Here is a 26751-nt window from a genome sequence, read left to right as displayed (position 1 = left end):
CGGGAGGACCACGCACCGCCCGGAACCGTGAGACTGAGTTCATGAAAAGCGTGCGAGTGCGAGACGTCACGTTCGTCAACGAAGAGGTCGAACTGGCCGGTTCACTGCGAATGCCGGTCGACGCCGGCCTGCCCGTTTCCGGCGTGGTGCTGGTCGGGGGGTCCGGGCCGACCGACAGGGACAACGGCACGTACTTCCCGCCGATCCAGCAGCACCTGGCAGAGGCCGGCTTTGCCGTGCTCTCGTATGACAAGCGTGGTGTTGGCCAGTCATCCGGTGACTGGCGCGCAGCGACCATGGATGATCTGGCGGCTGACGCAGTCGCCGCGCTGGGCGTTCTCCGTGCTCAGCCTGAGGTTCATCCTCAGTCGGCGGGCCTTTTCGGGCACAGCGAGGGTGGCTGGGTTGCGCTGCGCGCTTCTGCGGGGCGGGGTGACGTGCCGTGGGTGGTCACCAACAGTTGCCCGGGAGTGAGCCCTGTCGAGCAGGAACGCTACGCCCTCGGCAACCACCTGAAGAGTCTGCATGGTGCGGGGCACCCTGAGGTCCGCAGGACCCTGGACCTGTACGACCAGCTGGCAGAAGCAGGCCGACGCGACGCCGACTTCTGCACGGCGCGACAGCTCGTCGATGACGCGGGAGCGCCGCCCGGACTCGCCTACTACTGGGGCGACGTGGACGAACGCCTCTGGTCGTTCCTGAAGCGAAAGCAGGACCACGACCCGACTCCGGACCTGCTCCGGCTGCGCTGCCCGCATCTGGCGCTGTTCGGTGGTGCGGACACAACGGTGCCGGTCGCCGACAGCATCCGTATCTTCGCCACAGCCGCCTGCCACTCCGCCCGCCCTCACCGCGCCGCCCTGACTGTGGAGGTGTTCCCGGGCGGTGACCATCGGCTGCGGGCAGCGGACTCAGCGGCCCTCGTTCCCGGGTACCTCGACAAGGTGAGCCAATGGCTCGCAGACCGTGTCGGGCCGTCAACCGGCGGCAGCGGATGAGGGTGCATGGCGGCCCGCTTCTTCGCCCGGCACCTCGGCCGACCGGTCGCCTGCCGGGCTGACGCGCACTGACCGCGGCGTCCGGCGTTCCGGCCGGGCGCCGTAGTCAGTGCAGGCTGATCCGGGCGGTCACCGGCAGATGGTCGCTGCCGGTGGCGGACAGCGTGCGGATGGCGTCGACCGTTGCCGAGCGGGCCATGACCTGATCGATCCGGGCCATGGGCAGGGAGGCCGGGAAGCTGAAGGCGAACCCGTGCTCGGCCACGTTCAGCCGCGAGGTGAGCGGGGACAGGCCCCGGTCCTCGACCGTGCCGTTGAGGTCGCCCATCAGGACCACCTTCTCGGTCTTCTCGGCGGCCAGGTCCCGGCCCAGCAGCTCGGCGCTCTCGTCCCGCAGGGAGGAGGCGAGTCCGCTCGTCCGGATGCGGACCGAGGGCAGGTGCGCGACATACGCCGCGACGTCACCGTGCGGGGTGCGGGCGACCGTGCGCAGCCCTCGGTTCCAGCCCGCCTCGATCCCGTCGGGCCTGATGTCCACCAGCCGGGTGCCGGAGAGCGGGTACTTGGACCAGAGCCCTACGGTGCCCCGGACCGCGTGGAACGGGTAGTCCGGGGCGAGGGTCTTCTCGTACTCCTGCAGCGCGGCCGGGACCAGCTCCTCCAGCGCGATGAGATCGGGTCCGGCGGCGGCCAGGGCCCTTGCCGTGCCCGCCGGGTCGGCGTTCTCGTCGCTGACGTTGTGCTGCACCACCACCAGACCCCGCGCACCGGCCGGCGCCCCGGGCCCGAGCAGCCCGCCGAAGAGGTACGTCCAGACGGCGACCGGCAGGAGCAGCGCCAGCAGGGCGGTGGCGGAGCGGCGGAGCAGCGCCAGTACGAGCAGGAGGACGACGACCACGCCGAGCCAGGGCAGGAACGCCTCCAGCAGACTCCCCAGGTGTCCGGGGGAGTTGGGCACCGTCCGGTGGAACGCCAGCAGCCCGCCCGTCAGCACCGCGAGGACGGCGAGCACCCGTCCCCGCGCCGGAGGAGGTGGCAACAGGGAGGCCGCCCCCTCCCCCGTCACCGTCGGCGTCCTGCCGCTGTCCACCCGCTCAACCATGTGTGCCCGTCCGCTCGGTCCTGCCCTTCAGGACGAGTGGACCGCCTCATCAGTTTCAGCGCGGCCGTCCGGTGCGGGCGGGACGCCGTCCCGGACTCCTGGTCCGTCCGGGCGGCCGCCGGACGGCGGCCGGTACCAGGCCGTCATGACGCCTGTGCGCAGGACGCGTCCTTTATGCGGTTGCGGTACGCGCGCTGCGCCGCCTGCGAGCCGCAGGCGGTGCCGCAGTACAGACCGGAGGTGTTGCGGGTCCGGTCGAAGAAGCCCGAGTAGCAGGTGGGGTTCTTGCAGATCTTCATCCGCAGCCAGGCGCCGCGAGCGGCCAGGTCCGCCGCGGCGGCCAGGAGTCCGGCGAGCGCGCCGAGCAGCCCGGCCTGGGCGGGCACCGGGCGGCAGCCCTCCGCGGTGACCCTGAGGGTGAGGGGATAGCGCTCCGCGATGCGCGCCAGGTACTGCTCGGCCTCCGGCAGCCGGTCCGCGCTGCCCTCGCAGCCCGAGCGGGAGAGGAAGACCGTGCAGAGCGCGGCCCGCAGCTCGTGCGCGGCCACGACGTCGGCCCGGGTCACCACCGCGTCTGCCGTCATCAGGCCTGCCTCCGTCAGCCAGGCGGTGAGGCTCGTGCTGTCGCCCAGCAGTTCCACCGGGCCGCTGCCGTGGGGCGTCGTGTTCACGAATCCGAGGAGCACGGCGGAGCTCCCGCACGGCTCCGACGGGGCCGGGGGCGCGCCGGTCGTCCCGGCGCTGGTGCTCGTACCCCTGCGCGTGCTCGCACTCGTACCCGTACTCGTGTCCATGTCGGAAACCTATCCCACGGCGGCGGGGTACGTCACAGCGGGCAATATTCGTTAACTCGCTTTGCCTATAACTCTTGACCGATCAGACTCGCATCACGTTAGGTTCATTCCCGTTACGGCCATCACTCGTGCGGCCGCTTCAGAAACGGGGACACATGACGCTCGACGCCTACTACACGCTCGGCCGGTCCGGACTGCGGGTCAGCCCGCTCGCGCTCGGCACCATGACCTTCGGCCAGCCCGAGTGGGGTTCCGACGCCCGGACCTCGGGGGAGATCCTGGACGCCTACCTCGACGCGGGCGGCAACTTCGTCGACACGGCCGACATCTACGGCCGGGGCGCCGGTGAGGAGCTCGTCGGCAGGCTCCTCGCCGAGCGCGGCGTCCGCGACCGCACCGTACTGTCCACCAAGTTCACCCTCGGGGCACGCGCGGGCGACCCCAACGCGGGCGGCAACGGGCGCAAGGCGATGCTGCGTTCACTGGAGGGCTCGCTGCGCAGGCTCGGTACCGAGTACGTGGACCTGTACATCGTGCACGCGTGGGACGCGCTCACTCCGGCCGAGGAGGTCATGCGGGGACTGGACGACCTGGTCTCGTCCGGGAAGGTGCGGTACGTCGCGCTCTCCGACGTACCGGCCTGGTACGCGGCGCGCGCCCAGACGCTGGCCGAGTGGCGCGGCTACGAACCGCTGGTCGCGCTCCAGCTGGAGTACTCACTCGCCGAGCGCGGTCTTGAGTACGAATTCCCTTCCCTGGCAAAGGAGTTGGGCATGGGGCTGATGACTTGGGGGCCGCTCGCCAAGGGCCTGCTCTCCGGCAAGTACTCCGCCGACGCCTCGACCGCCGCAGAGCTGCCGGAAGGTCGCGTCAAGGTCGCCGCCACCACCGGGGCCCTGGCGGACAACCGCAGCGAACGGAACTGGCGCATCGTCACCGAACTGGGCAAGGTGGCGCGGGAGATCGGCCGGACCCCCGCCCAGGTCGCGCTGAACTGGGTGGCCGACCGGCCCGCCGTGGGCTCGGTGATCCTCGGGGCCAGCAAGACCGGGCAGATCCGGTCCAACCTGGACGCGCTCGACTTCACTCTGCCCGACGAGCTCCGCGCCCGGCTGGACGAGGTCAGCGCCCCGCCGCGCGCCGTGCCGTACGCCTTCATGGACTCGCTCCAGTCCCGGCTGAACGCCGAGGTGCGGAACAAGCGCCCGGGGTATTACGCGGGCTGAAGGAGTCCTCACCGGTCAGCGCGGCGCCGGGGGCCGCAGGGCGTCCATGACGAGATCGATCAGCCGTCCGGTCTGCTCGGAGGTGTGGGCGGCGGCGCCCGCGAGGAAGATCCCCAGCAGCATCACGGTCACGTCGTCCGGCTCGACGTCGGCGCGGAGCGCGCCGGATTCCGCTCCCGCCCCCGTCCCGGCCCCCGCCTCGGCTCCGGCGGCGAGGATCGTGGCGATGGCGGCGGTGATGCGCTCCCGGGTGGCGGGCGTGGCGATCCGGCCCGAGGCCCAGCCCGCGCGGAGCGTGTCCGCCATGCCGCGCTTCGTCGCGATGAACGCGGCGTACCGCTCGATCCAGGCCCGGAGCGCCGCGTCCGGCGGGAGCTCCCCGAGCAGGGCGGGGGCGCTGGCGGCGACGTCGTCGAGCTCGGCCGCGTACACGGCCTCGACCAGCGCCTCACGGGTCGGGAAGTGCCGGTACAGCGTGCCGATGCCGACACCGGCGTCGCGGGCGATGCCTTCGAGCGACACCGTGCCGTCGGCTGCGGCGAAGGCCGCCGCGGCGACCTGCACGAGCTTGTCCCGGTTGCGCAGCGCGTCGGCGCGGGGGGTGCGGGGCTTCCTCCCGGAGCCGGGACCGGGTCCGGGGCCGGAGCCAGAGCCGGGAGGTGCCGGGCTTGGGGATGCCGGGTCGGTGGACGTCAAAACGGAGGCACCTCCGATAAGAGTGCTACAGTCGATTAGGCGGAGGGTCCTCCGCTTCTCCATCGTCTCATGAGGACGGAATCTCCCATGACTGCGAACAACTCCCCCTCCTCCCCCTCCCCCCAGCTCACGGTCACCGGTGCCCCGCGCGCCGGAGGCGCCGGGACGATCGGGGACCTCACCGTCTCCCGCATCGGGTTCGGCGCGATGCAGTTGGAGCGGCTGCGTGACGACCGTGACGCGGCGATCGCACTCCTGCGCCGCGTGGTCGAGCTGGGCGTCGATCACGTCGACACCGCCCAGTTCTACGGAAACGGATTCGTCAACGGGCTCATCCGCGACGCGTTCCGCCCCGAGGACGGCATCGTGGTCGTGAGCAAGGTCGGCGCGGACCCCGACCCGGACGGCCCCTTCCCGATGCGTCCCGCCCAGCGGCCCGAGCAGCTGCGGGCCAGCGTCGAGGACAACCTCAGCTCCCTCGGCCTCGACCGCATCCCGGTGGTGAACCTGCGCCGGCTGGACACCCAACCCGGGCTGCGGGCCGAGGGCGACCAGGTGGTCGACCTCGACGACCAGCTCGCCACGATGACCGCGCTGCGGGACGAGGGCAAGATCGGCGCGATCGGCCTCAGCGCCGTCACGCTCGACGGGGTGCGCCGGGCCCTGCCCGCCGGGATCGTCTGCGTCCAGAACCTGTACAGCCTGGTGACGCGCGACGACGAGGAGATGCTGCGGCTCTGCGCGGAGGAGCAGATCGCCTGGGTGCCGTTCTTCCCGCTCGGCGGCGCCTTCCCCCAGCTGCCGAAGGTGACCGATGAGCCGGCCGTGACCGCCCTCGCGAAGACCCTCGGCCGCACCCCCGCGCAGGTCGGCCTCGCCTGGCTGCTCCACCACGCGCCGAACACGCTGCTCATCCCGGGCACGGCGGACACCGGTCACCTGGAGGCGAACGTCGCCACCGGAACGGTCGGGCTCGACGACGCCGCCATGGCCGCGCTGGACGCCGTGGAGTCACGGTCCCTTGCCGAGATCTCGTTCGGCTGACCGGTCACTCACCCGCCGCCGGTGCCGCGGGCTCCTCCGGCACCGGCCAGTGGTCGCGCACCCAGCCCTCCAGGGTCGTCAGATAGGGGTGGCGGTCGCGCAGGGTGGCGAGGTCGGCCACGAAGCCCACCGTGTTGAACCAGTCGAACATCGCGGCCATCTCCTCGCTGAACGCGCGGACCTGCTCGATCGGCTGGGAGTCGAAGCGCACCGGTCGGCCCGCGGCACGGGAGAAGACCTCGGCCATCTGCGGGCCGGTCAGCTCGTCCCCGGCGATCTCGATGACGCGCCCCAGGTAGTCGGCGGGGGCGCCGAACGCCTCGGCCGCGATGTTCCCGATGTCGGCGGGGGTGATCATCTGGAGCCGCGTCCGCTCCAGGACAGCCAGCGTGAGTACGAGCGAGCCCTCGGACCATTGCGGGCCCAGGCCCTCGAAGTTGGTGATGAAGAACGTGGGCCGCAGGATGGTGGCGGGCAGGCCGAGCGTCTCGATGTGCCGTTCCACCTCGCCCTTCGTCGCGAAGTGCCTTACCTCGCCGGGGCGGTCCGCGCCGCCGACGGAGCTGTAGACGAAGTGCGCGACACCGGCACGGGCCGCCGCCTCCGCGACCGCCTTGCCCTGGCGCACCTCGCCGACCAGCCCGTCCGGCCCGGTGAACGTCTGGACGCTGAACACGCCGTACGCCCCCGCCAACGCGGCGTCCAGCGAGGCCTCGTCGTCGAGATCGCCCCGGAACAGGATCGCACCGGCCTCCTTCAGCGCCAGCGCCTCCGCCTTGTCCGGGTCACGGACCAGGGCGCGCACCGCCCAGCCCCGCGACAGCAGCGCACGGGCGGCGGCACCGCCCTGCCGGCCGGTCCCACCGGTGACCACGACAACACGGTTCTCGGACATCACGAGCTCCTCGACTGTACGGATTCCGGGCCGGCCCCTCGGGCCGTCCCGCGATGCGCACAAGCCTGCCTCCTCAACTGCGGTTGAGGTCCAGGGCATATGGCCCACGCCACAGGCCCGCCCCGTGATCTTCCGTTCTAGTGGTCGTCGCGCGCCGCCTTCTCCAGCAGCGTGAACGACTTGGGCGCACCGCCCGGCCGCGGCTTTCCCGCTGTCCGCCCCACGATCCGGCAACCCTCGCCCAGGTAGCAGGAGTTCAGGCGCGCGTTGTCGGCCAGGCAGCCGAGGCAGACGAACTCCCGGCCCACGTGCGCGATCCGGCGTTCGCGGCGTGCAGCAGCAGCCGGCCGGTCCCGGGCGGGGCAATCTCGCGGTCGGCCGTCAGCCGGTGCACGTAGTCGGTGCACGTAGTCGGTGCACGTAGCCGCCGCGCCTCACGGTCAGCCGGAGGTGATCCTCGGTCAGCTCCCCCGGCCGCCACCGACCGGTGTTGCCCTGCCCGCGCATCCCACCGGACCCCGGAGGCCCGTTCAGCGCTCCGGGAACCGCTCCCCGCACTCGCCGCAGTACTTCGGCGCCGGCTCCTGGGACATCCGGCCGCACTCCGGGCACACCCGGTCCAGCGAGCACGGCGCCTCGCCGCCCTCGTGCACGGACACCGTCGGCCTGATGGCCAGGCCGGGACGGCGACGGTGGACCGTCAGATAGGCGAGACCGGCCGGGCCCGCAGCCAGCGCGCGCCGAGAGGTGCGCGGGAGCCAGCTGACCGTCGTCGGGGTCAGCTCCAACGGCGCGCCGCCCCCGCCCGGAATGAGGCGGCCGCTGCCCGCGAGGACCACCAGGAGGACGTCGAGCACGTCCTCCTGGTGCTCGCCCACCTCGGCGCCCGGCGGGAGGCGCACCAGGTTGGCGTCCAACTCGCGCCCCTGCTGCGCCAGTTGCCAGAGCGCTCCCCGGTCGTCCGGGGCCGCGTCGGCGAGCAGGTCATCGAGTACGGCCAGCACCTCGGGAGTCGCGTTCACGCTTCTACGCTACGCCGCGGACGCAACGACGGCGCGGCCCCGCGCGGGCCCGCGCAGAGGAGCCGGTACGGGCCGCGCGGAGGACCGGTACGGGCCCGCTTCGCCGTGGTGCTGCGGGCGCCCGCCTGCAACGCGATCACGTGAAGCCGTCCGGCAAGAAGAGCAAGCAGGCCGAGGCCACGTCCGTGTGAGAATTCCGGACTCGACGCGCGGTCCCCCTTCGCGCGCCGCCGAACCGAGGGAGACACCGCCATGCACCGCCGCCCGGACGAGAAGTACCCGCCGATCGAGCCGTACGAGCGGGGAATGCTCGATGTCGGGGACGGCAACCTCGTCTACTGGGAGGCGTGCGGCAACCCGGCGGGCAAACCCGCCGTCGTCGTGCACGGCGGACCGGGCTCGGGGTGCACGGAGCGGCCCCGGCAGTACTTCGACCCCGACCGCTACCGGGTGATCCTCTTCGACCAGCGGGGGTGCGGCCGCTCCACCCCGCACGCGAGCGACCCGGCCACAGAGCTGCGGTTCAACACGACGCACCGGCTGATCGCGGACATGGAACGGCTGCGCGTCCGGCTGGGCATCGACACCTGGCTGCTGTACGGGGGTTCCTGGGGCTCGACGCTGATCCTCGCCTACGCGGAGCAGCATCCGGAGCGGGTCAGCGAGATCGTGATCCCGGCCGTCACCACGACCCGCCGCTCGGAGATCGACTGGCTCTACCGGGGCGTGGGGCGGATCTTCCCCGAGGCATGGGACGCCTTCCGGGCCGGGGTCCCGGAGGCCGCGAGCGACGCGACCCCCGACGTGCTCGCCGCGTACGCCCGGCGCACCGAGAGCCCGGACCCGGAGGTACGGGCGCGGGCGACCGCCGACTGGTGCGCCTGGGAGGACGCGGTGCTCTCCCAGGAGGCGTACACCGGACCGGCGCCGTACAGCGGGCGGCCCGGACGTGCGCAGCGGGCGCTCGTCCGGATCTGCGCGCACTACTTCTCGCACAGCGCCTGGCTGGAGGAGGGCCGGCTGATCCGGGACGCCGGGCGGCTGGCCGGAATCCCGGGCGTGCTGGTGCACGGCCGGTTCGACCTGGGCGGCCCACTGATCACCGCGTGGGAGCTGGCGAAGGCGTGGCCGGACGCGGAACTGACCGTGATCGACGACGCGGGGCACCTCGGCGGGGCGGCGACGAGCCGGGCGGTACTGGCGGCGCTGGACCGGTTCGCGGGGTAGGGGCCCGTCCCACCGGACAGGGGACCGGCAGCCGGCGCTTGAGCCGTCATGGGTCGGGTATCGCTCGTGTCGGAGTTCCCGTCCTGGCCGAGAACCGTCCCGGCGACCCGGCACCCGCGCCGACCGTCCGCCGGCAGTCCGCTCGCGCCCGGTGAAGGGCGGGGCCGGGCCCGCCCCGCCCTTCACCGGCCGTCGGTCGGTTTACGGCGTCACGACGGTGCCGCCGAAGGTCACGACGAGGCGGCCGTCCGCAGCGAACGACCAGTCCATGGCTCCGTCGTACGAGGAGCACCGGGAGCCGTTCGAGCCGGTCCAGAATTGGTTCGAACCGTCGGCGTCGCCGACCGTCTTGTCGTTCGAGCCGCTGCCACTGCGGCAGGAGGTGTTGTCGCGGTAGACGGAAGTGCCCTTGTCGAACGAGAAGTTGCGTTCCTCGTTGTCTATCGCGACGTTGTCCGAGACCGTCATCGAGCCGGGGTTGCTGTTGTACGTGAATCCGTGATGGCCGTTGTCGTAGGCGATGTTCCGGCGTACGACGTGGTCGACCTTGATGCCGTCACCGCCGAGCTTGAAGCCGTTGCGGTCACCGTCCGCGTTCACGGTCCCGTCCGAGAGGGTGCCATTGCCGTAGGAGAGGGAGTCCTCGATGGTCACCGGGCCGATGGGACCGGTCTCGTTCTTGGTGTAGAGGTCCCAGCCGTCGTCGATGTTGTTGTGGGACACCGTGTAGCGGAAGACGTTCCCGGGGCCGGAAGTGAGCTTGGCGGCGAAGCCGTCGGCGTCCTCGCCGTCGGAGTCGGCGTTGTCGTGCGACTCCGAGCTCAGGATGAGGTTGTTGGCGGGCCACTGGTCGTCCGGAGTGGTCGAGGCGATCCGGGAGATCTGCAGCCCCGAGTCGTGGTTGAAGCGCGTCACGACGTGTTCGACGATGTTGTCGCTGCCGCCGACGAAGATCCCGTTGTCACCGGCGTGCTCGACGACGATGCCGTTGATGTGCCAGAAGTCCCCGTTGACGGCGAGTCCGCGGTTGGCCGGGTCCTCGCTCATCTCCGCGAAGTCCAGCACCGGGCTCTCGCCCGGGTAGGCGGACAGGGTCGTGCGGGCACTCGGCGAACCGTCGTTGCCCGGCGGGATGGTGACCGTCTGCGCGTAGTGGTACGTTCCGCCGCGCAGGTAGACCGTGCCGCCGGAGCCGACGCGGCTGATGGCCGAGGCCAGTGTCGTCGGGTCGGCCTCCGTCCCGGCTGCGCCGTCGGTGCCGTCCGGTGCCACGTAGAGAGCGGTGGCGTCCAGCGCGCCGGTGGCGGCCGGGGCTCCGCCGCCGAGGGCCTTGAGGCCGGACAGGCAGGACCTGCCGCCCGCACCGGCGCTCGCGCACGTGGCGGGCGACTCTCCGGCCCGGTTCAGGGCGGGTGCGGCCTGAGCGGTCGTGCCGGTCACGACGGCAAGTGCGCCGGCCAGCAGGCTCACGCATGCGATGACGGGTCTGATCTGCATCGTTCGACTCCAGGTGGGGTTGGTTCGTTCGACGAGTTGGTATGGCGGGTTCGTACGGTGACCCGGCCCGCCTCTGGGGGCGGCGGCTCGGGCGACTGCGCTGCGGCATGGCGATCCCGGCACGGGCGCGGCCTCGGCCGCGTCAGGAAAGAACGTGAGCACCCCTTCTGCCGAGGCTTCAGTCGTGGCACCGTGTTTGTTCGAATCCGTGAACAGATTCCACAGAGAGGAACCGTCTTCGCGTGGCGCAAGCGCTTTCCATGGACGATAGATGTACCTCATGTTCACGTCAATGGACATGTATCTGAAACATAATCATGATTGTGAACAGCGGAGTCGTCCGCCGCGCGGCTCGGCGCGCAGCCGCTCCAGGGTCCGTACGACGGAGCGGTCCCGGCGTGCCACGGAAGTCCGCCCTTGCTTCGAGCGGACTCCAAGGCGTTGGCTTGGCTCCATGAAGTACACGCAGCTCGGACGCACCGGACTCAAAGTCAGCCGCCTCGTCCTGGGGACGATGAACTTCGGCCCCCAGACCAACGAGAGCGACAGCCACGCACTCATGGACGCCGCCCTGGACGCGGGTGTCAATTTCTTCGACACCGCGAACGTCTACGGCTGGGGCGAGAACAAGGGCCGTACCGAGGAGATCCTCGGCACCTGGTTCGCCCAGGGCGGCGCCCGCCGCGACAAGGTCGTCCTCGCCACCAAGGTCTACGGCAACATGGCCGCGGACGGCGAGGCCTGGCCCAACCACGACAAGCTCTCGGCGCTCAACATCCGCCGGGCCGTGGACGCCAGCCTGAAGCGGCTGCAGACCGACCACATCGACCTGTACCAGTTCCACCACGTCGACCGGTCCACCCCCGTCGAGGAGATCTGGCAGGCCATCGACGTACTGATCCAGCAGGGCAAGATCCTCTACGCGGGATCGTCCAACTTCGCCGGTTACAAGATCGCGCAGGCCAACGAGGTCGCCAAGCAGCGCGGCAGCTACGGGCTGGTCAGCGAGCAGTGCATCTACAACCTGATGGAGCGGGGGGCCGAGATGGAGGTCATCCCGGCCGCCCAGGAGTACGGCCTCGGCGTCATCCCGTGGTCGCCGCTGCACGGCGGACTGCTCGGCGGCGCCATCCGCAAGGAGCGCGACGGCGGCGGCGCCCGGTCCACCTCCGGCCGCTCCGGCGAGGCGCTCGCGGACCCGAAGGTGCGGGCGCAGGTCCAGGCGTACGAGGACCTGCTGGAGAAGCACGGACTGGAGCCCGGCGAGGCCGGTCTGGCCTGGCTGCTGACCCGGCCCGGCGTCACCGGCCCGATCTCGGGTCCGCGCACCCGCGAGCAGCTCGACTCCGCGCTGCGCGCGGTGGAGCTGGAGCTGTCGGACGAGGTGCTGACGGCCCTGGACGAGATCTTCCCGGGTCCGGGCCCGTCCCCGGAGAACTTCGCCTGGTAGGCACCGGCGCAGGCGCGGCCGTCCTCACCGGCTCATCAGCCGAGGGCGGCCGCCGCCGCGACGACGACGAACATGAGCACGAGCACGGCCGCCATGATGCGGTTTCGGGTCTTGGGGTCCACCCGACGAGCGTAACCGCCCCGCTCACCGCCCCGGCGGCCAGGCCCGCACGACCGCATACGGTCACCGGCGTGTCCCGGTCTCCGTGCGTATCGCCGTACGACGCGGCTGCCCGCGCCCGCACCTGTGCGGCAGCGGGGAGGAGCGGGCACGACGACCGCCGTGGACACCGGCAGGACCGAGATGGCCGGACCGGCGACGCACGCACCCCGGACATGATGTCCGAGCGGCCCGGGCCCACCCCCTGACGCCCGCCCCTACGCGATACGGCCCCGGTACCGGGTCTCCCCGGTACCGGGGCCGTAATCGTGTGTGTACGGGGACTCAGGCCGCCGTGGCCAGCTGCTCGCGCGGCACGAACCGTACGTGCGGGCGGCCGGGCCGCAGGTCGACCTTGAGCCGCAGGCCGCCGACGCGGGCCAGCATGAAGCCGACACCGAGCGCGGCCACCAGCGAGAACGCGCCTCCGACCGCCATCCCGGTCCGGACGCCGTACGTATCGCTGATCCAGCCGACGATCGGGGCGCCCACCGGCGTACCGCCGGCGAAGACCATCATGTACAGGCTCATCACCCGGCCGCGCATGGCCGGGTCCGCGGCCATCTGGACGCTGGTGTTCGCGCTGATGTTGGTCGTCAGACCGATCATGCCGATCGGGACCAGCAGGATCGAGAACATCCAGACGGACGGCGACATGGAGGCGATGACCTCCAGCAGGCCGAACAACGTACCCGCCGCCACCAGCATCCGCAGCCGCGAGGAGCGGCGTCGGGCGGCGAGGAGGGCGCCGGCGAGGGAGCCGGCCGCCATCAGGATGTTGAAGAACGAGTACATCCCGGCGCCGCCGTGGAAGACCTCGTCCGCGTAGGCCGTCAGCCAGATCGGGAAGTTGAATCCGAACGTTCCGACGAAGCCGACCAGGACGATCGGCCAGATCAGCTCCGGGCGGCCGGAGACGTAGCGCAGCCCCTCGCGCAGCTGGCCCTTGGCGCGCGGTACGACCACGGCCTTGTGCAGCTCGCTCGTGCGCATCATCATCAGGCCGACGAGCGGCGCGAGGAACGACAGGCCGTTGAACATGAACGCCCAGCCGCTGCCGACCGAGGTGATGAGCACACCCGCGACGGCGGGACCGATGAGCCGGGCGGACTGGAAGTTCGCCGAGTTCAGGCTGACCGCGTTCCGCAGCTGGGCGGGGCCGACCATCTCGGAGACGAACGACTGGCGGGCCGGGTTGTCCACGACCGTGACCATGCCGAGCAGGAACGCGATCAGGTAGACGTGCCACACCTGGACCACACCGGAGAGCGTGAGCACCGCGAGCGCGACACCGCACAGGCCCAGCGCGGCCTGGCTGAAGAGAAGGAGCTTGCGCTTCGGGAGCCGGTCGGCGATGACGCCGCCGTAGAGGCCGAAGAGCAGCATGGGGAGGAACTGGAGTGCCGTGGTGATACCGACGGCGGTGGCGGACCCGGTGAGGCTCAGGACGAGCCAGTCCTGCGTGATGCGGGACATCCAGGTACCGGTGTTGGAGATCACGGCGCCGGTTGCGAACAGGCGGTAGTTACGGATCTTCAGCGACGAGAAGGTCCCGCCGGGCTTGCTCTCGTGGGTGGAAGTCGGTGCGGGGGCGGAGTCTGCTCCGGATCCCGTACTCAAAAGGGTTCGCCTCCTCGGGCGTGGACATCTTGCTGACTGACGGGGATGCGGCGGCGGGGGCGGTGCGCCGGTGATGGTCCGGCGCGGCCCGCTCCGCTACAGGTGGGCGAGCTTCTCCAGCACGGGGGCCGCGTTGCGAAGCGTCTCCCACTCGTCCTCGTCCAGGCCTTCGGCGAGGGTGGTCAGCCAGGCGTTCCGCTTGTTGCGGCTCTCGGCGAGCATGGCCTCGGCCTGCTCGGTCTGGCTGACCATCTTCTGACGACGGTCATCGGGGTGCGGTTCCAGTCTGACAAGTCCCTTCGCTTCCAGCAGCGCGACGATGCGGGTCATCGACGGCGGCTGCACATGTTCCTTGCGGGCCAGCTCACCGGGGGTGGCCGAACCGCAGCGGGCGAGCGTGCCGAGCACCGACATCTCGGTGGGGCTCAGCGACTCGTCGACACGCTGGTGCTTGAGGCGCCGGCCGAGCAGCATGACGGCGGAACGAAGGGAGCTCACGGCGGCGGCACTGTCGCCGTCGTGGATCAGGTCAGGCATGTTTGTTAGCGTAACTCATTACCTACCCTAAAGACCACTCGGTGGTACACGCGCGAGACCCGGATCACCAATCGATCACCCAAACGAGTGAGTCAGTTCCGGAAAGTCACGCGTGTCGGGCCCGGGAAACGTAACCCTGCTTGGCATGGGATCGACAGTGCTCAGCCTGCGGATAGACGGTGAGCTGCTCGACCGGCTCAAGCGGCACGCCGCCAGACGCGGAATGAGCGTCCAGGACTACGTGGTCCGGACGCTCATTCGCGATGACTTCGACGAGCGCTTCCAGGCGGCCGTCGACGAGACGGAGAAGTTCTACGGAGCGGACGGACGGGCGGCCGAGGAGGTCACCTGACCCCCTCGGCCGCCCGTCCGTCCGTTCGCGCGTCCGCCCGTTCGCGGCGGAGCGTTACGTGAGGCCGAGCGCCGGCATCGCGTAGTAGAAGACGAAGACCGCGGAGACCGCGTACATGGCCAACGGCACCGAGCGACCGCGCCCGGCGGCCAGCCGAAGCACGCAGAACGCGATGAAGCCGATGCCGATTCCGTTGGTGATCGAGTACGTGAACGGCATCATCACCATGGCGAGGAAGGCCGGCATCGAGAGCGTGTAGTCGCTCCAGTCGATGTCCCGCACCGAGCCCGAGATGATCAGGAAGCCCACCGCCAGCAGGGCCGGAGTGGCCGCCTGCGAGGGGACCATGGTCGCCAGTGGGGTCAGGAACAGCGCCGCCGTGAACAGCAGACCCGTCACGATGCTCGCGAAGCCCGTGCGGGCTCCCTCACCGACGCCCGCCGTGGACTCCACGAAGCAGGTGCCCGCGGAGGCGGAGCCCGCGCCGCCCGCCGCGACCGCGATGCCGTCGACGAACAGCACCTTGTTGATGCCGGGGAAGTTGCCGTCCTTGTCCATCAGCTTGGCCTCGTCGCCGACGCCGAGGATGGTGCCCATCGCGTCGAAGAAGCAGGACAGCAGCACGGTGAAGACGAACAGGATGCCGGTCAGCACGCCGACCTTGTGGAAGCCGCCGAACAGGCTGACCTCGCCGATCAGCCCGAAGTCCGGCGAGGAGACCGGGTTGCCCGGCCACTGCGGGACGGTCAGGCCCCAGGCCTCGCCCGGCAGGTCCGCGACCGCGTCGATGATCAGCGCGACCACCGTCATCGCGACGATGGAGATCAGGATCGCGCCCGGCACCTTGCGGACGATCAGCGCGAGGGTGAGCAGCGCGCCGAGCACGAAGACCAGGACCGGCCAGCCGTTGAGGTGGCCGTCGCCGCCGAGTTGCAGCGGGACGGTGGTGTGCGCGACGTCCGGGATGCGGGAGACGAAGCCCGAGTCGACCAGGCCGATCAGCAGGATGAAGAGGCCGATGCCGATCGCGATGCCCTTGCGGAGCGAGGTCGGTACGGCGTTCATCACGCGTTCCCGGAGCCCGGTCGCGACCAGCAGCATGACCACGATGCCCGCGAGGACGACCATGCCCATCGCGTCGGGCCAGCTCATCCGGGGGGCGAGCTGGAGGGCGACGACGGTGTTGACGCCGAGGCCCGCCGCCAGCGCGATCGGCACATTGCCGATGACGCCCATGAGGAGCGTGGAGAACGCGGCGACCAGCACCGTCGCGGTGACCAGCTGGCCGCTGTCGAGCTGGTGCCCGTACATGTCCTTCGCGCTGCCGAGGATGATCGGGTTCAGCACGATGATGTACGCCATCGCGAAGAAGGTGGCGAATCCGCCACGGATCTCACGCGCGACCGAAGAGCCCCGCTCGGAGATCTTGAAGAAACGGTCCAGGCCGCCGGAGGGCTGGGGAGCCGGGGGAGGCGTGGCGTCGACCGAAGCGGTGGCCGAGGGGGACATGTATGACCTCAGTCGTACCTAGAGGGGCTCAATATGGTCAGCTTTGGATGTTCACACGAATAATTCGAGACAGCCATAAGCAGATTCAGTATGAATACATAAGGCGAAGATCGCTATCTCCGCGCGTAGACCCTTGGGCCGACTGGCCTGGCCGCTCTTATGCACACGCCGCATACACTGACTGCATGGCGAAGTGGACACCGAAGCACGAGGCACCCGAGCCCCTGGAGGGGCCCGTCGTCGCCACCATCACGGGCGGCACGATCCTCTGGTTCGTCCTCTTCCTCGTCCAGCTCCCGTTCTACGGCTGGTTCGACGACCACGGGCACCTGTGGTGGGTGTGGACGTGCCTGGCCGGCGGCGCCCTCGGCCTGATCGGCATCTGGTACGTACGGGGACGCGACGCCGCGCTCAAGCGGGCCGCCGCGACCGCCGCCACCCCGCCGACCGGCTCCGGGGGCACCCCAGACGCCACCCCCGGCGCCACCGCCTGAGAGCGGACCGCGGCGCGGGTCCGTACCACCACGGGACGATTCCCGTCCTCCCCCGGTCTGATCTTCGGACCACCCGGTGGGTGAACCGGACGTTCCACCCGTACCGTCTGAACCATGACTCAGCGGGCACTCGACCCCTCCGGGGATGAGCCGAACAGATCCTCCGCGCCTTCCGGCGCCGACCGGCCGGTGATGACCGACGCCGGCAGCGAACTCGATCCGGTGCACCCGGCCGGGCCCCCGGCACCCGGCGGCGGGCGCGGGCTGACCGCGGCCGAGGTCGCGGAGCGGATCGCCCGGGGCGAGGTCAACGACGTCCCGGTCCGCTCCTCCCGGTCCGTGCGCGAGATCGTCCGCGCCAACGTCTTCACCCGGTTCAACCTGATCATCGGCGTGCTCTGGGTGATCATGCTGTTCGTCGCGCCGATCCAGGACAGCCTCTTCGGCTTCGTGATCATCGCCAACACCGGCATCGGCATCGTGCAGGAGTGGCGGGCCAAGAAGACCCTGGACAGCCTCGCGGTCATCGGTGAGGCCAAACCCACCGTGCGCCGGGACGGAGTCGCCGCCGAGATCTCCACCTCCGAGATCGTCCTGGGCGACCTCGTCGAGCTCGGCCCCGGCGACAAGGTCGTGGTCGACGGCACGGTCGCGGAGGCCGACAGCCTGGAGATCGACGAATCCCTGCTCACCGGCGAGGCGGACCCGGTCCTCAAGCGCGCCGGCGACCCGGTGATGTCCGGCAGCTTCGTCGTCGCGGGCGGCGGCGCCTTCGCCGCGACCAAGGTCGGCCGCGAGGCCTACGCCGCCCAGCTCGCGGAGGAGGCCTCCCGCTTCACGCTCGTCGAGTCCGAGCTGCGCAGCGGCATCTCCACCATCCTCAAGTACGTCACCTGGATGATGATCCCGACCGCGATCGGGCTGGTCCTCAGCCAGCTGGTCGTGAAGGACCACAACTTCAAGGACTCCGTCGCCAGGACCGTCGGCGGCATCGTCCCGATGATCCCGGAGGGCCTGGTCCTGCTGACCTCGGTCGCCTTCGCGATCGGCGTCATCCGGCTGGGCCGCAAGCAGTGCCTGGTCCAGGAACTCCCCGCCATCGAGGGACTGGCCCGGGTCGACGTCGTCTGCCTGGACAAGACCGGCACCCTCACGGAGGGCGGCATGGACGTCACCGAGGTGCGCGCGCTGAACGGCGCCGACGAGCCGTACCTGCGCCGCGTACTGGCCGCGTTCGGCGCCTCGGACCCGCGGCCCAACGCCAGCCTCCAGGCGATCATCGACGCCTACCCGGTCCCGGACGGCGAGGGCTGGCGCGTCACCCAGGCGCTGCCGTTCTCCTCGGCCCGCAAGTACAGCGGCGCCGCCTTCGAGGAGGCGGCGGGGCAGACTTCCGGCTGGCTCCTCGGCGCCCCCGACGTGCTGCTCCCCGAGGACGACCCGGCACTCGGCGAGATCGAACAGCTCAACCAGCAGGGCCTGCGCGTCCTGCTGCTGGCCCGGGTGGACGGGCCGCTCGACGACCCGGCGACCGCGACCGGGGCGGACCCGAGCGCGCTGATCGTCCTGGAGCAGCGGCTGCGGCCCGACGCCCGGGAGACGCTCGCCTACTTCGCCGACCAGCGGGTCGCCACGAAGGTGATCTCCGGCGACAACGCCGTCTCGGTCGGCGCCGTCGCCGCGAAGCTCGGGCTGCCGGGCGCAGAACACACCATGGACGCGCGCAAGCTGCCGACGGACCCCGACGCCATGGCCACCGCCATGGAGGAGAACACCGTCTTCGGCCGCGTCACCCCGCAGCAGAAGCGGGAGATGGTCGCCGCCCTCCAGTCCCGCGGCCACACCGTCGCGATGACGGGCGACGGCGTCAACGACGTCCTCGCCCTCAAGGACGCCGACATCGGCGTCTCGATGGGCTCCGGCTCCGAGGCCACCCGCGCGGTCGCCCAGATCGTGCTGCTCAACAACAGCTTCGCGACGCTGCCGTCCGTCGTGGCCGAGGGCCGCCGGGTCATCGGCAACATCACCCGGGTCGCCACCCTGTTCCTGACCAAGACCGTCTACTCGGTACTGCTGGCCGTCCTGGTGGTCTGCTTCCAGGTCGAGTACCCGTTCCTGCCCCGGCACCTGACCCTGCTGTCGACGCTGACGATCGGCATCCCGGCGTTCTTCCTCGCCCTCGCCCCCAACAAGGAGCGCGCACACCCCCACTTCGTGCGACGCGTCATGCGGTACGCGATCCCGTCCGGCACCATCGCGGCCGCCGCCACCTTCGCGACGTACCTGATCGCCCGGCACGTCTACACCGGCCCCGGCTCGCTGGACGCGGAGACCAGCGCGGCCACCCTCACGCTGTTCCTGGTCTCGATGTGGGTCCTGGCGATCATCGCCCGCCCCTACACCTGGTGGCGGATCTGCCTGGTGGCGTCGATGGGGGTGGCGTTCCTGATCGTGCTCGTGGTGCCCTGGCTCCAGGACTTCTTCGCGCTGAAGCTGGTCGGTGCGCAGATGCCGTGGACGGCGGTGGGCATCGCCGTGATCGCCTCCGCGGCACTGGAATACGCCTGGCGCCTGGTGAGCCGCCACTTCCCCGTGTAGCGGGGAGGCGGCGGCCCACCGCGGCGGCTACTTCACGTCGACGAAGTCACCCGCGGAGTTGACGGCCGGAGTGGAGGCCGTACCGGCGAAGCTGTAGCGCCAGTATCCGTCGACCGAGGCCTTCACCGTGGTCTTCAGGGTGCCGGTGCTGCTCGTCTTGACGGTCTTCACCGTGCTCCAGGTCTTGCTGCCCTTCTTGAGGAACTGCAGCTTGACCGACTGGCCGGTGTAGCCGTGGTACTTGAAGTCGTCCCAGTTGGCCCGCGCCAGCTTGCCGGTGACCGTGAGGGTCTTGCCCTTCTTCACCGGCTCGGGGGCGGCGTTGACGGTCTGCGTGGCCGCCCGCTGGAACTTGAAGCTGCCGGCCTTGTCCTTCCAGTTGTAGTCGCCGTCCTTGGCGTCCGCCCACACGTTGACGTACCAGGTGCCGGCGACGTCGTTGGAGTACGGCAGGTCCACCTTGGGGGCGACGGTGAACGAGGCGGTGCAGGTGCTCCCGGAGCACTTGGTGCTGTCCGGCGTCAGGTAGCCGAATCCGGGGCCCACCAGCTCAATGTCGATGCCCTCGATGCCGGAGTTGTCCTTGGCGGTCACCGCGACGGTGAACTTCTTGACGGCGCTGGTGCCGACCACCACGTTCTTGCCACCGTTGACCGTCACCTTGGTGATGGCGGTGTCGCCGTAGTGGCCGTTGGCCTGGGCAGCCGGTACGGCGAGGGCCAGCAGGCCCAGAGCACCGACGGCGACGGTCGCAGAGGTACGCATGCGCATGTGTTTCCCTGTGGGAAAGGGCCCCTGGTGCGCGAGCGCACCGGCGGGGCCGATCGGTCTGTTGAGCCGGAATGGCTCAACAGACCAGACACGCGAGGGATGTGAAGGGTTGCACGCGAATATGAAGATTTCGCGAAGCCCCCGAAATCGTGGGGCCGAACCGTCAGTCGAACCAGCGGTCCCGGGCCAGTTCGGCGGTGCGGGACGGGTCCTCCAGCAGCGCCGCGACCTCGAAGCGGCGCGGCCACTGGCCCGCCGCCCAGGCCAGGCCCGCCGCGACGCCCTCCAGGGTGGCGGCGTGCACCGTGCCGTCCGGGGTGCGGCGCCAGTCCAGCTCGACGCCGCCCGCGCGCAGTTCGCCGTGCTCGACGTAAGTGTCCGGGGTGCCGGGGCCGAGCAGTACCCGCACCGGCTCCGGGACCTGGTGCTCCTCGCCCTCTGACGTCACCTCCGCCTCGACGCTCTCGCCGAGCCGCCGCACCTGGAACAGCTCGGCCAGCTCCGCCGCGTTCGCCGGGGCGACCGGCAGCAGCGGCAGCCCCGCGGTCAGCGGCAGGAGATCGGGGGCGTCCGCGATCACCGCGTCCGCCGCGTCGACCACCCGTACCTCGCCGTCGACCACGGCCCGCAGCTCGTCCGGCAGCGTGACCTGCTCCGGTTCCAGCTCGGCCAGGGCGGTGTACAGGGAGTGCAGTTGTACGGGACCGACCGTGCGGTCCCCGTCCGCGAGCCGGCCCAGGAGCTCGGCCGCACCGCCGGGTTCGTCCAGCAGGGCGGCGACCGAGGTCCGTACGCCGAGCGAGCGCAGCACCTCGGCGTCGTCGAAGCCCGTCGCGTCCACGGAGTCGTACAGGCCCCTCAGCCGGGGATCGCCCCCGTCCGCGCGCAGGCCCGCCGGGCGGCGGCCGTCCAGCACCGGGTGGTCACGCAGCCACCAGGCGGTGTACGGGCGCACGGACTGCGTGGTGCCGTCCGGGAGGAGCACCCGCACCGGCTGGGTCAGGGCATCGCGCAGCGGGGGGCGGGCCAGCATCGCGAGCGCCTGGGGCCAGGCCTCGTCGTCGACCAGGTCGAGGTCGCGGACGGCGACGAGCTCGGTGGCGACGGGCGGCACCACGGTGTCCGGGAGCTGGTCCAGGATGTCCTCGCACCAGACGTCCACGGCGTCGAGCAGCCCGGCGTCGTCGGACTCCGCGAAGTCTCCGTCGCGGGGCTCCAGTTCGTCCGGGTCCAGCACCACATCGGTGGCCCGTACCAGCGCGAACGTGGCCAGCACCCCGCAGGCGGTGAGCGGCTGCTCGCCCCAGCGCTCGGCCAGCTCCTCGTCGCACAGGGCGAGTTCGCCCTCGCGCATGACGGCGGCGAACGGGCTTTGGGGCAGCACGAGTTCACCCGCGGGGGCGGACTCGCCGTCCTCGTCGGGCAGGGCCAGCGCGCCGAGCCAGGGCTCGTCGCCGGGCAGCAGCTCCGCGTCCCGGACGAGCGTGAGGACGGTGTCCACCAGCTCGTCGCCGTCCAGCGCGTCCTCGTCCCAGATCTCGCCCGCGTCCAGCGAACCGGCGACGGCGGCCCGCACCTGCGGGGTCGTCAGCACGGCGCGCGGGGTGGCGGGCAGGGCGCCCAGCCTCTCCAGGAGCGGGTGCGCGGCGTCCGGGTGGGCGACCTTCAGCCCGAGCCGGGCGAGCCGGTCCAGGACCGGCCCGGTCAGCGCGTCCGGGAGCGGGAGCAGGATCTGCCGGGGGCCGATGGTGGTGCGGGGAACGGCCGGGGCCTCGGGGTCGCCGCCCTGGGAGGCCGTGCCCGCGAGCGGCACCGGCAGCCCGGAGAGCCGGTCCGGGTCGATGCCGGCCAGGCTGTCGTACAGCCGCCGCCACCAGCCCGGATCGCGCTCCAGACCGGCGAGCCGGTCGATCGCCTCGGTCAGCGGCACCCGGGCGACACCCAGCGTGCGCAGCTCGACGCGGCGCTCCAGACCGGCCGGCAGCAGGCAGGGCAGCACTTCCGCCAGCACCGCGACGGTCCCGGCGCCGACCCCCTCCAGCACCTCGGCCTCCAGCGGCCGCAGCGCGGTGGTGGCCTTGCGGCCCTCTTCGGTCCCGGCGTCCCAGCTGTCCCAGCGGTCGGGCTCGGCCGCGGGATCGCGCGGCGCGGCGGGCTCCAGGAACGCGACGCGCGGCAGCCGCTCCAGGATCGCGGCGCGCAGCGCGCCGTCCAGCCCGCCCTTGCCGAGCGGTCCGGGCACGAGCGCGATGGTGGCGGTGGAGACCGGCTGCCAGTCGGCGAGCAGTTCGGCGTACGCGTCGGCCGCGCGCTGCACCAGGAAGTCGGTGAGCGGGCCCGTCGCGGGGTGGCGGCGGGTGGTGTCGAGCGGCAGCGAGGCGATGAGCAGGGCGGGGACGCCGAGCGGTTCGTCGGTGGGCGTCGGCGCGTGCACGACGGGTGCGGTACGGGGGCGCACCGGGGCGCCCTCCGCGTCCACCGGGACGGCCCAGGTCACCGACCAGTGCGGGCGCAGCCGTTCCTCCAGCGGGCGGCCGACGAGCAGGGCGGGCTCCACGGGGCCGTGCCGGGCGACGGTGCGCCAGCGGTTCGTGCCGCGCTCCGAGTCGTCTACGTGGACGTACGGGCCGTGCTGCGAGCGGCTCAACGTCCTTGTGGTGTCCGGGGTTTCGATGACGATCTCGTCGAGCCCGCTCAGCGTGAGCAGCAGCGCGTCGTCCACGGCGGCGAGCAGCCTGCCGACCAGGTCCTCCGCGCCGCCGTCGCGCAGCGGCAGGACGACGACGGTGTCGTAGCCTTCCGGAGCGGTGCCCTCCGCGGGCAGCGGGAGCCGGAGCAGCGGTACGTGTCCGTCGCGGCGGCGCAGTTCGTCGCCCAGCCCCGGGCTGCCGATGGCGGCGTCCCGGGCGAGGTCGCGAGCCTCGGCCAGGGACCAGCGCACGCCGCCGTGCCGGCCGATGACGGCGGGCTCGTCGCTCACCGCGAGCACGGCGGCGAACCCGACGCCGAACCTGCCGACGGCCCCCTCGTGGCCCTCGCGCTTGGCGGACGCGCGCAGCGTGGACAGCGACTCCACCCCGGTGGCGTCCAGGGGCGCGCCGGTGTTCGCGGCGGCGAGGACCGCCGGAGCGGTCGCGGTCGCCGGGTGCAGGGTGAGCCGGAGCCGGCCGGGTGCCTGGGCGCGGGCGGCGGCGTCGGCGGCGTTCTGGGCCAGCTCGACGACGAGGCGGTCGCGGTAGCCGCCGAGTGCGAGGTCCTCCTCGGCGTTGGCGTCCTCCCGGAAGCGGGCGGGTCCGGCGCCCCAGGCGTCGAGCACGCGGCGCCGCAGCCGTGCGGTGCCGAATGGGTCGGCCCCTTCGGTCGCATTCATGCTCACGCTGTGACTCCCTCGTCCGTGGTCCGTACGCGTACCGCGCGCTGCCCAGTGTGCGCCCTGTCCCGGCGCGGGGGTTCCGTCCTCAATCGCCGGACGGGCTGGGTTGTGCGGGGTGCTCCGCCGCTGCGGGGTGCGCCTGCCCCCGGTGGGTGGGGGGTGGTGCCCCTCCGGGGCGTCTCCTCGGAAATGGCGTGTTCACCCCGGACCGCGAGGGACCCGGGTCGTACGCCATTCCCTGCGGGGACCCCCCTGCACGTCCCCACCCCTGCGTCACTCGCGTCTGCAGACGCGGGACGGCCCGGGTTCGGGGGCGTGCAGGGGCGTCCCCGCAGAAAAATGGCGTACTACCCGGCCCCCGCTACGTCTCCGGTCGCCACGCCAGTTTTTGAGGAGACGCCCCGGAGGGACCCCGAACCCCCACCCACCGGGCAGGCGCACCCGCACCCAGCGGAGCACCCGCACAACCCAGCCCGTCCGGCGATTGAGGACGGAACCGGTTCGCCGGGGCACCCCGCACCCCGCACCCCGCACCCCACAAGCGCACCGGAACCCGCGGCGGAAGCCTCAGGAGTGGCCGAGGTCCTCCGACGGCGCGTCCGGCTCCGCCGGCACGGAGCCGGAATCCCGCGCCGGACGAAGCGGATACTCGTCCACCCGCATCGTGTCCAGCGCATGCGGCGCCGGCTTCGGCGGCTTCGGCATCACCGCGGCCTCCGAATGCCCACCGCAGCCGTACGACAGGGACACCACATGCCCGTCCGCCGGACCGAACTCGTTCGCGCACACCCCGAAGGCCTGCTTCAGCGAACCCGCCAGCGGCACCAGGAAGGCACAGGACACACAGGTGGCCGGCGCCGCCTGGGCCATCGGCGTCTTCGCGCCGAACCCCTCGTCCCAGCGGTCGGCCGCCGCGTACAGCCCGTACCGCGACAGCACCCGCGCACGCCGCATCCCGAGCTCGTCCGCGACGGACGCGATCGAACCGCGTCGCGGGGTCCCCGGGCGGGTCGTCAGCTCCGCGTCCTCCGACTCGACGAGCTCGGCCAGCTCACCGGAGACCGGGGAGTTGGGCGGCGGCTCGTCGTCACCGGTGTAACCGGGCTCCAGCCGGAGGTCGTCCGCCTCCGTGGGCAGCAGGTCGCCCGGCCCCATGTCGCCCGGCCGCAGCCGCTCGCTCCACGGCACCCACTCCGGTGCGAGCAGCGCGTCGTCGCCCGGCAGCAGCACCGTTTCGTCCAGCGTGACGTTCTTCGCCCGGGAGGCCCTGGCGACCGTCACCGCCCAGCGCCAGCCCCGGTAGGCGGGGTCCTTGCACTCGAAGTAGTGCGTGACGACCCGGTCCCCCTCGGGGACCACGGCCACATGCTCACCCACGACCCCTGGCGCGGCTGCCTCCTCGGCCGCCGCGCGGGCGAGGTCTACGGCCTCGGCGCACAACCGGTCGGGAACAGGGGTACGGGCCGTACGGCTTCTCGTCGTCGCAGCACTCACAGGTCTCGCTTCTCTCCTACGCCAGTCTCACGAGCGCGCCAGCACATCCATCGATTTCAGCCATTCGGTTGCGGGCGGAGCGGACCTGGGGGCCGCGTCGACGTCCACACCCGTTGTGCCTGCCTCGGGCGCACCTTCTGCAATCCATTCTGCGGGATCACCGAGAGGCGCGCGGCCAAGAACAACCGCCGGTGGCGCGCTACGCACGCTACCCTCTCCGCCGCTTCCCGCCCACCTGCCCGACCCAAACGACGCCGTATCCGGTGCCGTGTCCCGTGTAAAGGGCACTGTCCGGCCATCCGTATCCGCCGGGCCCGCACCCGCTGCGACCTGCCCCGTCACTGACCCGACGGGGCGTCGCGCGCCGCGCCCCGTGCCTGTCCCGGTTCGTGATGACTGGTCCTGGGGCACTATGACCAAGTGGCTTCTGCCAGGTCGCACGACGGACCCGGCCCGCTCCGCAGGACGGGCCGGACGATCGGTCATGCCCTGCGCTCCCCGTTCACCGGGACCGCCCGGGGCATCCGGAAGGCCACACACGCCCACGGGGCGGGGGAATCCGGTCTCGGCAAGCTGATCGAGCTGCACGCGGTGAACGGCGCGGGTGACGTGATGATCACCGTCGCACTGGCGTCCACGGTGTTCTTCTCCGTACCGACGGACCAGGCCCGCGGCCGGGTCGCGCTGTACCTCGCCGTCACCATGGCGCCGTTCATCGTCCTCGCCCCGGTCATCGGCCCGCTCCTGGACCGTCTGCCGCACGGCCGCCGCGCGGCGATGGCGGGCTCCATGCTGGCCCGTGCGCTGCTGGCGCTCACCATGTCGGGCGCGGTCGCCACCGGCGGCCTGGAGCTGTATCCGGCGGCCCTGGGCGTGCTGGTCTGCTCGAAGGCGTACGGGGTCGTGCGCAGCGCCGTCGTCCCGCGCCTGCTGCCACCGCGCTTCTCGCTGGTGAAGGCGAACTCGCGGGTGACCCTCGCGGGTCTCCTCGCGACGGGCGCGGCCGCCCCGGTCGGGGCGGGGCTCCAGACGATCGGCCCGCCGTGGCCGCTCTACGGCGCCTCCGCGATCTTCGTCGGCGGCGCCGTCCTCGCCTTCACCCTGCCGCCCAAGGTGGACTCGGCCAAGGGTGAACGCAAGGCGCGTCTGGTGCACCCGCACGAGGAGGGCGCCGTCCGGCCGGAGCCGCTCCGCAGGGAACCGCTGCGGAAGGACGCCAAGGAGCCGCTCCGTAAGGACGCCACGCCCGGGGCCGCGAAGAGGCGCAGGTGGGCGAGGAACGGCGAGAAGCGGCCGGGGCTGCGTTCGGTCGGCCCGTCCGTCCTGCACGGGCTCCAGGCGAACGCCGCGCACCGCGCGCTCTCCGGCTTCCTGATCTTCTTCCTGGCGTTCCTGCTGCGCGAGCAGCCGCTCTCCGGGCAGAGCGCCGCGATCTCGCTCGGCATCGTCGGCGTGGCGGCCGGGGCGGGCAACGCGCTGGGCACTGCGGTCGGCTCCTGGCTCAGGGCCCGCGGCCCGGAGATCATCATCGCCTCCGTGCTGGGCCTGGCGCTGGGCGTCGCCGTACTGGCCGCGGCCTTCTTCAGCACGGTGATGGTCGCCGCGCTCGCGGCCATGGCGGGCTTCACCCAGGCCCTGTCGAAGCTGTCGCTGGACGCGATGATCCAGCGCGACGTGCCGGAGGAGGTGCGCACCTCGGCCTTCGCCCGCTCCGAGACGCTGCTCCAGATGGCGTGGGTGGTGGGCGGCGCGATCGGGATCTCGCTCCCCCTCAACGGCGTACTGGGCATGGCGGTCGCCGCGGGCGTCCTCGCGCTCGGCGCGGCGGCCTCCGTACGGGGGCTGCTGGGAGCCGCGCGGCGCGGCTCGCCGCACCCCCGCGTGGCATGAGCC

Annotated in this window: 22 protein-coding genes; 9 read left to right on the top strand and 13 right to left on the bottom strand. The window is 71.7% G+C overall.

The genetic code is table 11. The annotated features are described in order from the left end of the window. Positions 1-41 precede the first annotated feature (41 nt). Entirely contained in the window at positions 42-998 is a 957-nt protein-coding gene (locus ACIP89_RS09135; protein WP_402113944.1) for an alpha/beta hydrolase family protein, read from the top strand. 106 nt (positions 999-1104) lie between these two features. Here ACIP89_RS09135 and ACIP89_RS09130 read toward each other — a convergent pair whose 3' ends face one another. Together ACIP89_RS09130 and ACIP89_RS09125 are read right to left on the bottom strand one after the other, a co-directional pair. Further along, complete coding sequence (locus ACIP89_RS09130) at positions 1105-2010, bottom strand: endonuclease/exonuclease/phosphatase family protein (protein WP_402114572.1); 906 nt, start codon at positions 2008-2010, stop codon at positions 1105-1107. 233 nt (positions 2011-2243) lie between these two features. After that, positions 2244-2894, bottom strand: a complete 651-nt coding sequence (locus ACIP89_RS09125; RefSeq protein WP_402113942.1) for an ABATE domain-containing protein — start codon at positions 2892-2894, stop codon at positions 2244-2246. 155 nt (positions 2895-3049) lie between these two features. Between ACIP89_RS09125 and ACIP89_RS09120 the strand changes: the two genes are divergently transcribed. Beyond that, the gene (locus ACIP89_RS09120) at positions 3050-4120 is read left to right on the top strand and encodes an aldo/keto reductase (protein WP_402113940.1); all 1071 of its coding nucleotides are present in this window, start codon (positions 3050-3052) and stop codon (positions 4118-4120) included. A 15-nt stretch (positions 4121-4135) separates the two neighbouring features. Here ACIP89_RS09120 and ACIP89_RS09115 read toward each other — a convergent pair whose 3' ends face one another. After that, a complete protein-coding gene (locus tag ACIP89_RS09115) occupies positions 4136-4816 on the bottom strand; it encodes a TetR/AcrR family transcriptional regulator (protein ID WP_401928844.1) in 681 nt (226 codons plus the stop codon). A gap of 87 nt (positions 4817-4903) precedes the next feature. Here ACIP89_RS09115 and ACIP89_RS09110 point away from each other — a divergent pair, with 87 nt between their 5' ends. After that, entirely contained in the window at positions 4904-5860 is a 957-nt protein-coding gene (locus tag ACIP89_RS09110; protein WP_401928846.1) for an aldo/keto reductase, read from the top strand. A gap of 4 nt (positions 5861-5864) precedes the next feature. On the opposite strand, the gene ACIP89_RS09105 is transcribed toward ACIP89_RS09110, so the two are convergent. The 3 genes from ACIP89_RS09105 to ACIP89_RS09095 form a co-directional block, all read right to left on the bottom strand. Next, positions 5865-6755: an NmrA/HSCARG family protein gene (locus tag ACIP89_RS09105; RefSeq protein WP_402113937.1), complete on the bottom strand. Its 891-nt coding sequence runs from the start codon at positions 6753-6755 to the stop codon at positions 5865-5867. 137 nt (positions 6756-6892) lie between these two features. Continuing rightward, complete coding sequence (locus tag ACIP89_RS09100; RefSeq protein ID WP_402113935.1) at positions 6893-7063, bottom strand: hypothetical protein; 171 nt, start codon at positions 7061-7063, stop codon at positions 6893-6895. Between the two features lie 222 nt (positions 7064-7285). After that, entirely contained in the window at positions 7286-7777 is a 492-nt protein-coding gene (locus tag ACIP89_RS09095; RefSeq protein ID WP_402113933.1) for a hypothetical protein, read from the bottom strand. A 252-nt stretch (positions 7778-8029) separates the two neighbouring features. Here ACIP89_RS09095 and pip point away from each other — a divergent pair, with 252 nt between their 5' ends. After that, positions 8030-9004, top strand: coding sequence for a prolyl aminopeptidase (gene pip, locus ACIP89_RS09090; protein WP_402113930.1), 975 nt, complete (start codon positions 8030-8032; stop codon positions 9002-9004). A 201-nt stretch (positions 9005-9205) separates the two neighbouring features. Here the strand turns inward: pip and ACIP89_RS09085 are convergent, their stop codons facing one another. Next, the gene (locus ACIP89_RS09085; protein WP_402113927.1) at positions 9206-10501 is read right to left on the bottom strand and encodes a right-handed parallel beta-helix repeat-containing protein; all 1296 of its coding nucleotides are present in this window, start codon (positions 10499-10501) and stop codon (positions 9206-9208) included. 454 nt (positions 10502-10955) lie between these two features. Here ACIP89_RS09085 and ACIP89_RS09080 point away from each other — a divergent pair, with 454 nt between their 5' ends. Then, a complete protein-coding gene (locus ACIP89_RS09080; RefSeq protein WP_401922929.1) occupies positions 10956-11951 on the top strand; it encodes an aldo/keto reductase in 996 nt (331 codons plus the stop codon). A 444-nt stretch (positions 11952-12395) separates the two neighbouring features. Here ACIP89_RS09080 and ACIP89_RS09075 read toward each other — a convergent pair whose 3' ends face one another. Next, positions 12396-13730, bottom strand: a complete 1335-nt coding sequence (locus tag ACIP89_RS09075; protein WP_401922926.1) for an MFS transporter — start codon at positions 13728-13730, stop codon at positions 12396-12398. Positions 13731-13826: 96 nt separating this feature from the next. Then, positions 13827-14267, bottom strand: a complete 441-nt coding sequence (locus ACIP89_RS09070) for a MarR family winged helix-turn-helix transcriptional regulator (RefSeq protein ID WP_024491321.1) — start codon at positions 14265-14267, stop codon at positions 13827-13829. A gap of 145 nt (positions 14268-14412) precedes the next feature. Here ACIP89_RS09070 and ACIP89_RS09065 point away from each other — a divergent pair, with 145 nt between their 5' ends. Further along, the gene (locus tag ACIP89_RS09065; protein ID WP_389207718.1) at positions 14413-14619 is read left to right on the top strand and encodes a ribbon-helix-helix protein, CopG family; all 207 of its coding nucleotides are present in this window, start codon (positions 14413-14415) and stop codon (positions 14617-14619) included. Positions 14620-14673: 54 nt separating this feature from the next. Here ACIP89_RS09065 and ACIP89_RS09060 read toward each other — a convergent pair whose 3' ends face one another. Continuing rightward, on the bottom strand, positions 14674-16128 hold the full coding sequence (locus ACIP89_RS09060) for an NCS2 family permease (protein ID WP_401922923.1): 1455 nt from the start codon (positions 16126-16128) through the stop codon (positions 14674-14676). 185 nt (positions 16129-16313) lie between these two features. Here ACIP89_RS09060 and ACIP89_RS09055 point away from each other — a divergent pair, with 185 nt between their 5' ends. Then, a complete protein-coding gene (locus ACIP89_RS09055; RefSeq protein WP_401922921.1) occupies positions 16314-16622 on the top strand; it encodes a DUF2530 domain-containing protein in 309 nt (102 codons plus the stop codon). A gap of 114 nt (positions 16623-16736) precedes the next feature. Further along, the gene (locus ACIP89_RS09050; RefSeq protein ID WP_401922918.1) at positions 16737-19220 is read left to right on the top strand and encodes an HAD-IC family P-type ATPase; all 2484 of its coding nucleotides are present in this window, start codon (positions 16737-16739) and stop codon (positions 19218-19220) included. Between the two features lie 27 nt (positions 19221-19247). Here the strand turns inward: ACIP89_RS09050 and ACIP89_RS09045 are convergent, their stop codons facing one another. The 3 genes from ACIP89_RS09045 to ACIP89_RS09035 all read right to left on the bottom strand — a co-directional run bounded on the left by ACIP89_RS09045 (position 19248) and on the right by ACIP89_RS09035 (position 24858). Next, positions 19248-19991: a calcium-binding protein gene (locus ACIP89_RS09045; RefSeq protein ID WP_401922916.1), complete on the bottom strand. Its 744-nt coding sequence runs from the start codon at positions 19989-19991 to the stop codon at positions 19248-19250. A gap of 163 nt (positions 19992-20154) precedes the next feature. Further along, complete coding sequence (locus tag ACIP89_RS09040) at positions 20155-23361, bottom strand: sacsin N-terminal ATP-binding-like domain-containing protein (protein ID WP_402114569.1); 3207 nt, start codon at positions 23359-23361, stop codon at positions 20155-20157. 570 nt (positions 23362-23931) lie between these two features. After that, positions 23932-24858, bottom strand: a complete 927-nt coding sequence (locus ACIP89_RS09035; protein WP_401922913.1) for a DUF3027 domain-containing protein — start codon at positions 24856-24858, stop codon at positions 23932-23934. A 420-nt stretch (positions 24859-25278) separates the two neighbouring features. Here ACIP89_RS09035 and ACIP89_RS09030 point away from each other — a divergent pair, with 420 nt between their 5' ends. Beyond that, a complete protein-coding gene (locus tag ACIP89_RS09030; protein ID WP_402113924.1) occupies positions 25279-26748 on the top strand; it encodes an MFS transporter in 1470 nt (489 codons plus the stop codon). Positions 26749-26751 lie beyond the last annotated feature (3 nt).

Origin of the sequence: Streptomyces sp. NPDC088730 (assembly GCF_044751215.1) — a bacterium.
GTDB lineage: Bacteria > Actinomycetota > Actinomycetes > Streptomycetales > Streptomycetaceae > Streptomyces.
Note: the sequence above shows the minus strand (reverse complement) of the source record. Positions and strands in the feature narration are given on the sequence as shown.